Source organism: Candidatus Poriferisocius sp., from assembly GCF_965208475.1.
GTDB lineage: Bacteria > Actinomycetota > Acidimicrobiia > Acidimicrobiales > Bin134 > Poriferisocius.
In genome coordinates this window covers 1,903,868-1,916,031 of record NZ_OZ242338.1, presented here as the reverse complement: position 1 = coordinate 1,916,031, position 12,164 = coordinate 1,903,868, and the positions used below count along the sequence as shown (strand labels likewise).

At 64.5% G+C, this 12,164-nt stretch carries 14 protein-coding genes; 7 read left to right on the top strand and 7 right to left on the bottom strand.

What is annotated here, in order from left to right; genetic code table 11:
- Positions 1-166 precede the first annotated feature (166 nt).
- From ACOGXA_RS09005 to ACOGXA_RS08980, 6 genes are all read right to left on the bottom strand, one after another.
- Entirely contained in the window at positions 167-1,132 is a 966-nt protein-coding gene (locus tag ACOGXA_RS09005) for a DNA adenine methylase (RefSeq protein ID WP_419926920.1), read from the bottom strand.
- A 144-nt stretch (positions 1,133-1,276) separates the two neighbouring features.
- Entirely contained in the window at positions 1,277-2,119 is an 843-nt protein-coding gene (locus ACOGXA_RS09000; RefSeq protein ID WP_419926919.1) for a class I SAM-dependent methyltransferase, read from the bottom strand.
- A complete protein-coding gene (locus ACOGXA_RS08995; RefSeq protein ID WP_419926918.1) occupies positions 2,116-2,541 on the bottom strand; it encodes a type II toxin-antitoxin system VapC family toxin in 426 nt (141 codons plus the stop codon). The genes ACOGXA_RS09000 and ACOGXA_RS08995 overlap by 4 nt, the downstream gene beginning before the upstream one ends.
- Positions 2,541-2,804 (bottom strand): type II toxin-antitoxin system Phd/YefM family antitoxin, encoded by a 264-nt coding sequence (locus ACOGXA_RS08990; RefSeq protein WP_419926917.1) that lies wholly within the window; start codon positions 2,802-2,804, stop codon positions 2,541-2,543. Before ACOGXA_RS08990 ends, ACOGXA_RS08995 begins: the two co-directional genes overlap by 1 nt.
- A 72-nt stretch (positions 2,805-2,876) precedes the next feature.
- On the bottom strand, positions 2,877-4,103 hold the full coding sequence (locus ACOGXA_RS08985; RefSeq protein WP_419926916.1) for a cytochrome P450: 1,227 nt from the start codon (positions 4,101-4,103) through the stop codon (positions 2,877-2,879).
- A gap of 54 nt (positions 4,104-4,157) precedes the next feature.
- The gene (locus tag ACOGXA_RS08980) at positions 4,158-4,820 is read right to left on the bottom strand and encodes a class I SAM-dependent DNA methyltransferase (RefSeq protein WP_419926915.1); all 663 of its coding nucleotides are present in this window, start codon (positions 4,818-4,820) and stop codon (positions 4,158-4,160) included.
- 95 nt (positions 4,821-4,915) lie between these two features.
- Between ACOGXA_RS08980 and ACOGXA_RS08975 the strand changes: the two genes are divergently transcribed.
- Genes ACOGXA_RS08975 through ACOGXA_RS08965 form a run of 3 tightly spaced genes read left to right on the top strand, consistent with a single transcriptional unit; the run spans position 4,916 to position 7,044 of the window.
- The gene (locus tag ACOGXA_RS08975) at positions 4,916-6,400 is read left to right on the top strand and encodes a class I adenylate-forming enzyme family protein (protein WP_419926914.1); all 1,485 of its coding nucleotides are present in this window, start codon (positions 4,916-4,918) and stop codon (positions 6,398-6,400) included.
- Positions 6,401-6,456: 56 nt separating this feature from the next.
- Positions 6,457-6,735: a type II toxin-antitoxin system RelE/ParE family toxin gene (locus tag ACOGXA_RS08970; protein ID WP_419926913.1), complete on the top strand. Its 279-nt coding sequence runs from the start codon at positions 6,457-6,459 to the stop codon at positions 6,733-6,735.
- Positions 6,736-6,747: 12 nt separating this feature from the next.
- On the top strand, positions 6,748-7,044 hold the full coding sequence (locus ACOGXA_RS08965) for a HigA family addiction module antitoxin (RefSeq protein WP_419926912.1): 297 nt from the start codon (positions 6,748-6,750) through the stop codon (positions 7,042-7,044).
- A gap of 33 nt (positions 7,045-7,077) precedes the next feature.
- Here ACOGXA_RS08965 and ACOGXA_RS08960 read toward each other — a convergent pair whose 3' ends face one another.
- On the bottom strand, positions 7,078-8,004 hold the full coding sequence (locus tag ACOGXA_RS08960) for an NAD(P)-dependent oxidoreductase (RefSeq protein ID WP_419926911.1): 927 nt from the start codon (positions 8,002-8,004) through the stop codon (positions 7,078-7,080).
- A 47-nt stretch (positions 8,005-8,051) separates the two neighbouring features.
- Between ACOGXA_RS08960 and ACOGXA_RS08955 the strand changes: the two genes are divergently transcribed.
- Genes ACOGXA_RS08955 through ACOGXA_RS08940 form a run of 4 tightly spaced genes read left to right on the top strand, consistent with a single transcriptional unit; the run spans position 8,052 to position 12,113 of the window.
- A complete protein-coding gene (locus tag ACOGXA_RS08955; protein WP_419926910.1) occupies positions 8,052-9,281 on the top strand; it encodes a CaiB/BaiF CoA transferase family protein in 1,230 nt (409 codons plus the stop codon).
- Positions 9,281-10,522 (top strand): CaiB/BaiF CoA transferase family protein, encoded by a 1,242-nt coding sequence (locus ACOGXA_RS08950; RefSeq protein ID WP_419926909.1) that lies wholly within the window; start codon positions 9,281-9,283, stop codon positions 10,520-10,522. Before ACOGXA_RS08955 ends, ACOGXA_RS08950 begins: the two co-directional genes overlap by 1 nt.
- The gene (locus ACOGXA_RS08945; protein WP_419926908.1) at positions 10,522-11,700 is read left to right on the top strand and encodes an acetyl-CoA acetyltransferase; all 1,179 of its coding nucleotides are present in this window, start codon (positions 10,522-10,524) and stop codon (positions 11,698-11,700) included. Before ACOGXA_RS08950 ends, ACOGXA_RS08945 begins: the two co-directional genes overlap by 1 nt.
- Complete coding sequence (locus ACOGXA_RS08940) at positions 11,697-12,113, top strand: Zn-ribbon domain-containing OB-fold protein (protein ID WP_419926907.1); 417 nt, start codon at positions 11,697-11,699, stop codon at positions 12,111-12,113. The genes ACOGXA_RS08945 and ACOGXA_RS08940 overlap by 4 nt, the downstream gene beginning before the upstream one ends.
- Positions 12,114-12,164: the final 51 nt, after the last annotated feature.

Here is a 12,164-nt window from a genome sequence, read left to right as displayed (position 1 = left end):
AAGGTGAGCACCTCCCAGTGGTCTCGGGCTAGCTGCCAGGATCCAGCGGCTGCTCGTTCTAGACGTGTGACGAGCCAGATGATGTCGCTGATGTGAAGTCCTGTCCGAACCACTCGGCTATCCCGTATCGGGTTTTCAGCTCGTTGGGCATCGGGAGGATCGCTGGTTATCTGAAGACGGCTCGTCGGGTGATTACGAGTTCGGATATCTGGGCGTGGTGGGTGTTCTTCATGACAAATTCGACGGCGTGGAATCCGTACTCTGCAATGAGTTCGGCGATTTCCGGCGAGCGGTCGTAGGTCATCAGGAAGTCCACTGGAGTCTCGGCCAGGGTCTTGAATAACCGCCGGTGATCGATCTGGTGGTGGGTGTAGAGCCGGTTGCCGGCGCGCTTGCCGCCAGCGGTATAGGGGGGGTCGATGAAGGCCACCGTTCCGGGGGCTTCGGCAACCACCTCTAGGAGTTCTAGGCCGTCGGCCTCGCAGAAGGTGATCTGTGGGGCGTGGGCCTCGATGGTCTGCAATCGCTGGATGAGGGTGTCGGGATACCAGCGAGACGAAAGGCCCTTGTTGTTCTCGCCCGACTTTGTCAGAGCAGCGCCAGGGGCGAGGATGCCGCCGCGTCGGGTGCGGTTGAGCACCAGAGTTTGAAACCCGTGCTCTAGCAGGCTTCGAGGGGCCTGGTTGGCCAGATTGGAGACGGCTTCGCGTGTGGGCTCGAACGCTGACACGAGGTGGCATAGATCAGTGTTCTGGCGCAGTGCTGTGTGCCAAAAGGCAGCCACATCGTGGTCGAGTTCGGCCATGATGCTCTTCTCAACCAGGTCCTCACATACCGCGGTGAGCGCTACTGTTCCCCCGCCGCAGAACGGTTCGATGAGCGTCCTCGGTCTGGGATGTATGGGCGCGAGCCAAGCCCGTATGTGGGGAATGAGCCAGGTCTTGCCGCCTGGGTAACGCAGAGGTGAGCGCTGGGGGACTGAAGCGACGTTGACGGCAGGGATGGGGGAGACAGGGAAGTCTGGGCCGTAGTCGGGCACAGTCGATTCGGTCTCGGTTGGCTCCCTTTGCGCCATCATGGCGTTCGCGGCCTTGAACGAGTCGCCCTTCGCCTTTGCACTGCTAACCAGCATGTCACGAGGGCGATCCTCATCGGTGGACCTTCCAGCGTCGTGGAGGGCACTGCGATGTGGCTCTGCCGTCCAGGCTGAAATCTGCATTTGCTCGATCCTCGGATTTTTGTTCATCGTCCGAGAGTACGGATGGGTGTGACAGTTTCAGTCCGGAGGGCTGACTCCGATCACCTCGCCGTTTATCCAGGCCCAGAAGCCGTCGGGTTGGGCGGCCCACTGGCGGAAGGCGTCGGAGATCTCTTGTAGCTCATCGCGGGTGGCGAATCCGTTGCTCATCGCATGGTTGGCGAAGTCGCTATCGATCACCCGCACTGCCCACATCTGGCCCCACACAGTCCGACCCTCGTGGTCGGTGTGGGCGGTGGTGGTGGCGGTGGTCTCGATATCGGTGAAACCGGCTTCGGTCACCCACGACAGTAGGTATCGCCCGGCGTCTGCCTCGCCGCCATTGGCCGTAGCAACCTGGTGGTAGAGGTCTCGCCAGCGCTCGATGGCCGGGAACACAGGGGCGTGGACCATGGTTTCGTAGTCGGAGTCCCGCACCGCCACGAGTCCGCCTGGCCGCAGTACTCGCCGGGCCTCCTTCAAGGCCTGGACTGGATCGGAGAGGTGCTGGAGCACTTGATGGGCGTACACCACGTCGAAGCTGTTATCGCCCCACGGCAGCTCGTAAACCGAGCCCACCTCGAACGATGCGTTGGACAGACCGCAGTCGTCAGCGTGGGCCCGGGCTGCGTCCACCACGTCAGCCGACATGTCCAAACCCACCACCCGGCTAGCGCGGCGGGCCAGGCCAGTGGTGATGGTGCCCGAGCCGCAACCGATGTCGAGCACCTCGGCATCGGGCCGCAGTCGGGGTAGCAAGAAGGCGGCGCATGCCTCGGCAGTGCGCCGTGAGTGCCACCCCACGATTACTTGGTGGTATCCGTGGGTGTAGCGCTCTCCGCCGGAGCGGGCAATGTCTGAGATTGGCTGGCTGTCCGTCATGCCTGCGTCCACGGGTTCAAGACCTGAAGACTGTCGAAGCGCTCGAAGTCGCTGGAGTTGCGAGTGACGACGGCCATTCCGTTGGCCATGGCCGTTGCCGCAATCAGCGAATCGTTGACGGGAGCAGGGTTGGGGACATGAAGCGCTGCGGCCAATCGGGCGACCGTGGCGTCGATGGGCAGGATCCGCTGCTCGAATGCGCCGTATACGTCATTGTCGAGCCAGTTTCGCAGCGTTGACCCTGCGGCTGGGTCACGGCGCTCAGTCAAGAGCACGCCGTGCTCCAATTCTTGAATGGTGATGGCCGATATATAAGTGAGACCTGTTGCTACCCGGCGGGTCCATGCTGCAACCCCTGGATCGGCCTTTCCGGTTTTGATCTTGCGAATTTCGGAGACGATGTTGGTGTCGAGCACGTACATCAGTCGAAGACGGCGGGCTTGCCCGAATCGTCAAGCTTGGGAATCTCCAATTCGATGTCGCCTACTCCGGGGGTGAGGCTCAACAAGTCGACGAGGCTTGGTTGATCGTCGAGAAGCTGCTGGTAGTGGTCGTAGCTCATAAGCACGAAGGCGGGTCGGCCTCGGTCAGTAATGTAGACCGGCCCGTTGTACGCCGCTTTCTTGGCATTCCCCGTGCCCTGGTTGAACTCTCGACTGCTCATGGTGGTTGCAGCGGGGGGCATCAGCCGGACCTCCTCATTTGTAACAACGTTACTACATTATAGCCTGCTCAGTACCAGGCTGGTTGCCTTTGTTTAGTCAGCGGATTCCGGGGTCAAGTACGCGTCGAGGCGGTGGGGTCCGTTGGCCCAGAACACCGGGGTCTTCTTGCGGACGCAGCCGGGAGCCAGCTCGGCGGTTGCCACTCGGTCCAAGAACACCTCTAGTGCCACCCGGCCCTCGAGGCGGGCCAGGCTGGCGCCCGGGCAGATGTGGGGGCCGCCGCCGAAGGCGATGTGGTCTTTGGGGCGGTCCCGGTCGAGCCGGAATGCGTCGGGGTCTTCGAAATAGTCCTCGTCCCGGTTGGCCGACGACACGCCGAACACGATCTTGTCGCCTTCGCGCATGGGGGCGCCGAACACGTCGGTGTCGGCGGTGCAGTCTCGGATGAGCATGTGGGCGGGGGAGTCGATGCGCAGCGACTCCTCCACCGCCCGCTCGCACAGTTCCCGGTCGGCCTTGAGGGTGGCGAACAGCTCGGGGTCGCCGATGATGCGCCACAGCAGGTTGCCGATCAGGTGCCGGGTGGTCTCGTTGCCCGACATTATTAGGAAGGCCAACTGGGTGCGGATCTCCACGTCGGTGAGCCGGTGGCCCTCGATCTCGGTGGTGATCAGCCGGGTGACCAGGTCGTCGGGAGCATGATCGCTGGCCCGCCGCTCGGCGATCAGGGCGTCGATGTAGGCGCAGAACTCGGGGTGGGCGCCGGCCAGGCCCTCGCCCCGCTCGTTGCGGTTGGTGCGGGGGTAGTCGCCCAGCACCACCTCGTCGGTCCAGATGTGGAACTGCTCCCAGTCCTCGGCGGGCACCCCGATGAGGTGGGAGATCACGTTGATGGGCACCGGGGTTATGAACTCGGCCACCAACTCGCCGTGGCCCCGCTCCAAGATTGGGTCGAGGTATTGGTGGCACAGATCCCGCACGAATGGTTCGGCCCGCATCGACTTGTGATGGGCCACGGTGGCGTTGATGATCCGCCGCACTTTGCCGTGGCGTGGTTCGGGGATCTCGCTGATGAGCTTCTCCTCCTCGGGCACCACCACGCCGGGATCGCGGAAGCTGGACACGAAGGTCTCCACATCTCTGGTCGCGGCCAGCACATGGTCGAATTTGGTCAGATACCAGCCGGTGGGGGTGCGGGCCACCGGGCACTCGGCCCGAAGCTCATTCAGCGTGTCGTGGGGGACTTCTTCGGGATAGGCGAAGGGGTCGAACGCCTTGCCTTCTTCGGTATCGGGGAGCGGGTCGGACGTCAAGCTCATGGCCCTATGGTGCCACGTTGCCATTAGCCAGGCTCAAGAGTCCGGCGGCTCCGCTCACACGGCGGCGAAAACGGCGATGCGGGTCCACTGGTCGGGGTCGTCCTCGTCTGCTTCGCTATAGATAGGCCGCAACCTGAATTCAAGCTCCGCGATATGGCCGTCCGACCGCCGCTGCTCCAACCAATGGTCGAAGCCGAACTCCTCGAAGTGAGCCGAGTTGATCCCCAGCGCGAAACGAGCTCCGGGGCTGGCCGCCCGAAGCAGTTCCAAAATCGTCTCCGGTCCGAGGACTCCATGGGTGAACGCTCCCGAGCTCACGATGCCGGCGTAGGCGCCATCGGCCAGCCCGGTCCGACCGGTGAGATCGGCTTCGACGAGCTGCCGGTACACAGGGCGGCCGTTGTGAGTCTTGGCCGCTGCTTCGGCCAGCATTTCCGGCGAGATGTCGATGCCGTCGATGACTGAAACGCCCAACTTGGCCATTTCACCTCCGACCACGCCGGTTCCGCAGCCCACATCCAGCACTGGCCCGTTGAGCTCAGAGAAGCTGTCGCAGAAGACCTTGACCACCTCCTGGTGGTACACGTAACCGCTGTCGACCATGAAGCCCGACTCGTACGTTGGAGCCCACGATGCGTACAGCTCTCGGTTGGCCTCCGGACCCTTGGTCGCATAGGCCCTTTCGAGCGCGACCTCTGCATCCGATTTCTTGCTCATTGCCCCACCGATTGTCTCGCCATTCGGATCTGAAGCTAGTGGTCGCAGTGAGCACAGGCCGGATCGGTGCTTGTCGCCCGGTAGTGTGCCCGGCGATGGAGTTGGTGATCGGCTCGGTGTTCGACAATGCGGCGGCCACGGTGCCTGCTCGCCTGGCGGCGGTCTTGGGCGAGCGGACGCTCACTTACGGGGAGCTGAGTCACCAGGCCAACCAAATGGGCCATGTGCTGGCCAAACTCGGGGTGAGCCGGGGCGACCGGGTGGTCACATGGAGCGATAACAACCTGGAGTCAGTGGCGCTGTTTGTCGCTTTGGCCCGAGCCGGGGCGGTGTTCGCCCCGGCCAATGCCCGGCTATCGCCTGACGAGGCTGCCGAGATGGTAGGGCTGGCCCGTCCCAAGCTGCTGGTGACCGATTCTGGTCACGCGGAGGCTGGCCAAGGTGTAGCTGAGGCAGTGGGGGTGCCGCTGGTCCGGCTGGGGGGAACCGGGCCTGGGCTCGACTTGGTAGCCGAGGCCGAATCAGCTTCCCCGGCGGTGCAGTCCCCGTCGGGCGTGGGGGAGACCGATCCCCACGTTGTGTTCTTCACCAGCGGAAGCACCGGGAAGTCGAAGGGCGTGGTGCTGTCGCACCGGTGCAACTGGCTGCGCACCCGCACGCCGGCGCTTCTCGAGCCCCGAGGCGCCACGGTGTGCATGTACCCGATGTTCCACATGGGGGCGTGGACCATTGCCCTTCAGGCCTGGCAGGCCCGGGGATTGGTGGTATTCACCGACCGGGCCGAGGCCGATGTGTTGATCAACGCAGTGCAGGCCCATCAGGCCGCCTACATGAACTGCATCCCCGCAGTGTGGCGCCGAGTGCTGGAGGCCAACCGGCACCAAGACATGGCGTCGCTGCGGTTCGCCACATCGGGCACTTCGGCCACCCCGCCGGAGTTGCTGGCCGACTTGAAGGCCGCGTTCCCCAACGCTCATCGGCGGGTGTTCTACGGATCCACCGAAGCCGGATCGGTGGCCATGTTGGACGACGCTGACATGGAGTACCGGCCGGGAAGCTGCGGCCAGGCCCATACGGGTGTCAAGGTGCGCCTCGACCGGGGGGAGCTGCAAACCCGATCTCCGTTCATGTTCGACGGCTACTTCGACAATCCCGAAGCCACCGCGGAGGCGTTCACCGACGACGGCTGGTTCCGCACCGGCGATCTGGCCGAGGTGGACGGCGACGGCTTCTACTCCATCACCGGGCGGGTCAAAGACGTGATACGCACCGGCGGGGAGACGGTGTCGCCCGCTGAGGTCGAGGGCCATCTGGCCGACTTTCCCGGTGCGGCCGAGGTAGCGGTGGTGGGCATCCCCGACGACCGCTGGGGCGAGGTGGTGTGTGCCGTCTTCGTGCTGGCCCCGGGCGCGGCCCTGCCCGCTCTCGACGATGTGCGGAACCACCTGAGCGATCGACTGGCCCGGTACAAGCACCCCCGTCGCATCGAGTCCTTGGACGCCATCCCCCGAACCCCGGCTACCCTCCAAGTCCGCCGCCGCGACGTGGTGACGGCAATCATGTCAACCGACCTCCCGTAGCAGCCCTATTTCTTATGTCGTCTGACAAGTGACAGGCGACGCTATACACTTGAACTGTGATCCAATCCTTCAAGCATCGGGGCTTGAGGGAACTCTATGAGGGCAAAAGGGGTCGGCGGGTCATACCTGAGCATGTCCAAAAGCTGCGCCGCATCCTTGCCGTCCTCGACCAGAGTCGAAATGCGATGGATATGGATCTGCCTGGATTTCGATTGCATGCGCTGTCGGGTCAACTGAAAGGCCACTACGCCGTATCAGTTTCAGCGAACTGGCGTGTGGTTTTCAGGTTCGAAGACGGACATGCAACGGACGTCGACTACACCGACTACCACTAGGAGAGTGAACAGATGCCTATGAACAATCCTCCACATCCAGGAGAAATGATCAAGTCAGAATGCCTGGAAGCTCTTGGGTTGTCGATTACCCGAGCAGCCCAGGGTTTGGGAGTAACCCGTCAGGCGCTCTCCGATCTTGTCAACCAGAAGGCTGGCATTTCGATTGAGATGTCGTTTCGATTGTCGCAGGCGTTCGGTTCCACCCCGGAGACATGGCTGGGAATGCAGCAGGCCTATGACCTCTGGCAGGCGCGGGAGCAGGCCGAAGGGATTGAGGTTGAGAGGTTTGCTGTTCCCGGCAAGGTGTAGGCCATAGGCGACATCCATAGCCGCAATCCCGAGCTAGTACTCCTCGTCGGGGTTGACAATCCCATAGAGGGGGAGGCTGGCGAGGCGGCGTTTAATGTTGTCGGCGAAGGGGGCCATGAGCAGGTGCCAGGAGTCGGGCATGCACCAGGAGACGTGGGCGCTGACCCGCACCTGGGGGTGGCTGTAGAGCCAGTGGCCCTCGGGCAGAGGCTCGGGCTCCACGGTGTCCAGCGAGGCCCGGGCGATGTGCCCGTCGTCGAGCGCGGCCCGCAGGGCGTCCTGGTCGATGAGGTCGCCCCGGGCGATGTTGACGATGTGGGCCCCCGGCTTGGCCTCGGCCAGGGCGTCGGCGTCCAGCAGATGGCGGGTGGCCGCAGTGGCCGGCGCGGCCACCACGATGTGGTCGGAGCGGGCCAGCAGCTCAGTCAGCGAGCTGACAATCTCCACCCCCTCCATTGGAGAGGGCGCGGCGGTGCGGCGAATGGCGAGCACCGACATGTCGAAGGCCAGCGCCCGGCGGGCCACCGCGGTGCCGATGCCACCCAGGCCAATGAGACCCAGTGTCTTGCCGTAGAGCGCCCCCAGATCGGCGGTAAACCACCGCTCAGGCGGGCGATCCAGCCACACGCTGGGCAGGTCCTTCTCAAAGGCCAGCAACATGGCTAGACACCATTCCGATATGGCGATGGCCCCGGCGCCCCGGGAGCAAGTCATCACCCTGTTGCCCAAAAGCTCGAGTGGGAACCCGTCGATCCCGGTGCTGGTCACATGCACCCAATCCACGCCCCGATCCAATAGCTCAGCCAGGTTGGGATAGTCCCGGGGGATGGTCAGCAGGACGTCGCCGAACGCATCCTCAGGGATGTCGCCCTGGCGGGGCACATACACGAAATCCACGTCTTCGAATTGGTCGATGAGTGGGTCAAGCCGTTCGTCTTCCATGTGGTGTAGCACTTGCACGGCCAGAAGCCTATGGATTGTCGAGCGGGGCCGCGTAAGGTCTGGCCGTGAAATCTGAGGCTTTGTCGCATATCCGCATCTGCGATTTCACCGGGCAGCTGGCCGGAGCGGGGGCCACCCGGTGGATGGCCGCCTTCGGCGCTGAGATCATCCGCATCGAGGACCCGGTGCGCCTGGGCAAGTGGGATGTGCTTCGGGGAACGTCACCGTTCGTTGACGAACGCCGGGGCCACGAGTTCGGCGGCTGCTTCAACAACCACAACGTGGAGAAGCTGGGGGTCACCCTCAACCTCCGCACCGAGCGGGGCAAAGAGCTGCTGACAGAGGTCATCGCGGTGAGCGACGCAGTTACCGAGAACTTCGCCGCCGGGGTTCTGGAACGACTCGGCTTCGGTTACGACCGCCTGCGGGAGATCAAGCCCGACATCTTGTATGTGTCCAACTGCGGGTTCGGCCACGTCGGCCCCTACCGCAAGTACAAGACTTGGGGTCCGATCGTGCAGGCCTGCTGCGGCCTCACGTTCACCTCCGGGCTTCCCGACATGCCCTCGGCCGGGTGGGGCTACTCCTACATGGACCACCACGGCGGCAACTTCATGGCCATGGCCATCATGGCCGGGCTCATTCACCGCAGCCGCACCGGTGAAGGCCAGTGGATCGACATGTCGTGTACCGACGCCGGGGCCACCATGCTCGGCCCGGCGGTGCTGGACTACACCGCGAACGGCCGTCCACTGCGGCGCGACGGAATGCCATACTCCAATCGCAGCCAGTTCCCGGCCATGGCTCCCCACGGCATCTACGAGGCCGACGGCCACGACGCCTGGCTGGCTCTGGCCGCCCGTGACGACCGCGACTGGCAGGCCATCGCCGGGATCATGGCCATCGACGACCGCCGGTTCGACGACCTGGCCGGACGGCTGGCCCATGAGGACGATCTGGACGATGCTGTTCGGGCGTGGACGTCGGGCCGGGACCGGTTCAAAGCGGCAGCCGAACTGCAAGCCGTGGGCGTGCCCGCTACCGGAGTGGCAAAGCCGGTGGACCGGATAGACGACGACCCCAACACCGAAGCCTGGGGGTTGTGGCCCACCGTCACCCACGGGGAGATGGGCCGGGTCCGAGTCGACGGAATCCCCGCCCATTTTTCGGAAACCGACTGGGTGCTGGAACAAGGCGGCCCTCTGTTGGGCCAGCACAACCGACAAGTACTCGGCGGCCTGCTCGGTCATTCCGACGCCGAGTTGACCGACCTGGCCGCAGAGGGGGTGATCTGATGGCCGGTAATGACCTTCCCGGTGCGTTAGCTGGTATCCGAGTGGTGGAGCTGGCCGGGGAAGCCTCGGCGTTCGCCGGGCAGATGCTGGCCGGAATGGGGGCTGAGGTCATCTTGGTGGAGCCACCCGGCGGTCATCACACCCGGGATTTCGAGCCCTTCTTGGCTGACGAACCCGGACCAGAGCGCAGCCTGTGGTGGTGGCACTACAACTCCTCCAAGCTGGGGGTGACCCTGGATTTGGAGAAAGAAGCCGACCAGGAGCGATTCAGCTCGCTGGTTGCAACCGCCGACGTGGTGCTGGAGTCAGAACGTCCGGGCCGGTTGTCCGACTTGGGCATCGACCATGACATGTTGCGGGCCGATCATCCTGAATTGATTTGGGTGTCGCTGACCCCGTTCGGCCGCAGCGGGCCGCGGTCTCAAGAGGAGAGCATCGACCTGACCGTTTTGGCCGCGGGCGGGCCGGTGTGGAGCTGCGGTTACGACGACCATGCCATCTCGCCCCAGCGGGGTGGCGGCAACCAGGGGTACCAGACTGGCTCAATATTTGCCGTGCTCTCGGCCCAGACCGCGCTGTTGGCTCGAGACCGCACCGGCCAGGGGCAGTTCGTGGATGTGAGCCTGCATGCCGCCGCCAACGTGACCACTGAGTTCGGCTCGGTGCAATGGCTGGTGGCGGGCGACGAGGTGCAGCGCCAGACCGGGCGCCACGCCGCCGTCGAGCCCACTACGTTCACCCGCGCGCTATCGGCAGACGGCATCGACGTGAACACCGGCTTCCCGCCCCGATCAGCCCGGGACTTCTCCGTAGTAGTGGAGTGGATGGAGAGCCTGGGGTTGAAGGACCAATTTGAAGAGTTCTTCTTCTTGGAGATGGGCGCCCAACTCGAAGAAGACCTGCACCTGTCCCAGGTGGGCCAAGATCCCGAGGTGACCGCCATGTTCGGCGCCGCCCGGGAGGCAGTCCGTTTCATCGCCCAGAACATCACCGCCTATGAGTTCTTCATCGGCGCCCAGGAGAGGGGTCTGGCGGTGGGGATCATCTACTCACCCGAAGAAGTGCTGGCCGATCCTCATTTCAAGGAACGGGGCTTTCCCGTTGAGGTGGAGCACGAGGATCTGGGCCGCAGTTTCACCTACGTGGGTGCGCCTTATATCGCCCCCAAGTCCCCCTATCGCATCCGTCACCGGGCCCCCCACGTGGGCGAGCACAACCAGATCCTCGAAGCTCTCAGCTAATGGCTTCCCGACTCCCGGTCATCTGCGGCATCGGTCTCAGCGATTATCCAGTGGTGCCGCATTTGAACTCGGTGCAACACCATGCGCTGGCCGCCCGCCGGGCCATCGCCGACTGCGGCATTGAGAAGTCGGCCATCGACGGATACGTGAGCACCAGCGGCGGGGGACCAGGCCAAGGCGACGACGCCGCGTCTATGGCCGAATACCTGGGGGTGAGCCACCGCTACATCGACGGGACCATGGTGGGGGGCTCCTCGTTCGAGTTCCATGTGCAGCACGCTGCCGCGGCCATCCGCCAAGGGCTGTGCGACACCGTGCTGGTCTCCTACGGCTCCGACCAGCTCACCCGTATGGGCCGGGTTCTGGGCACCGGCGGGTTTCAGCGCGACGCCCAGCCGGTGACGGGAGCCATGCAGATGGCCACGCCCTACGGCCTGCCCCTGGTGGGGGCCTACGCCCTGGCCGCCCGCCGCCACATGCACCAGTTCGGCACCACCCCAGAGCAGTTGGCCGAGATCGCAGTAGGGGTTCGGGAGTTCGCCGGGCTGAATCCCGATGCCCGCTACCGCGACCCGATAACGGTGGAAGATGTGGTGAACAGCCGCATGATTGCTGATCCGCTCCACAAGCTGGACTGCTGCGTGATCACCGACGGCGGCGGGGCGCTGGTGATGACCACCGAGGAAATCGCCCGCGACCTGCGCCAGCCCCCTGCTTATGTGCTGGGGGCGGCGGGAACCCAGACCCACTGGAACATCCACCAGATGCCCGATTTCACCGAGATGGGGGCGGCCATCTGCGGCCCAGAGGCATTCGCCCAGGCCGGGGTTGCACCGGCCGACATCGACACCGCCCAGCTCTACGACAGCTTCACCATCACCGTGCTGTTGATGCTGGAGGGCCTGGGTTTCTGCGGCCGGGGCGAGGGTGGGGCTTTTGTGGAGGAGGGCCTTCTGCGCCGGGGCGGGTCGATGCCCACCAACACCGACGGCGGTGGACTGTCGTCCAACCATCCGGGGATGCGGGGCATCTTCTTGCTGATCGAGGCGGTACGCCAGCTCCGGGGCGACGCCGGCGAGGCCCAGGTGCCTGATGCCGAGGTGGCTCTGGCCTGCGGCTCCGGCGGCTGGCTCTCGGCCATCGGCACCGTCATCTTGGGTAAGGATCGACCGTCATGAAAGTTGTGCGCGATCTTGAGTGGCAGGGGCCGGTCCCCGCCGGCGAAGGGGAGTATGGCCAGTTCTTTGCCGCCGCGGCCGAGGGCCGCCTGCTCATCCAGCAGTGCCCCGAATGCGGCCATCGCCAGCACTATCCCCGAGCGCTCTGCACCGCCTGCGCGGCTGAGCCCGAGTGGATGGAGGCCGACGGCACCGGCACCGTCTACACCTTCACCGTGGTCCGCCAGTACGGGGTACCGGCGTTTGCCGAGCTGCCCTACATTCTGGCCATGGTCGACCTCCCCGAGGGAGTGAGAATGTTCGGCGGCCTCACCGGCATCGACCCCGAAGCCGTCGATATAGGCATGCCCGTGGTCGCCTATGCCCGCACCTACGACGACACCCACGCCATGGTGTTCTGGGAACCCGCCTGAGCCTTCCGTAGTTCGGTTCTCAATCCTCCCTGAGCGCGGGCCATGATGGGG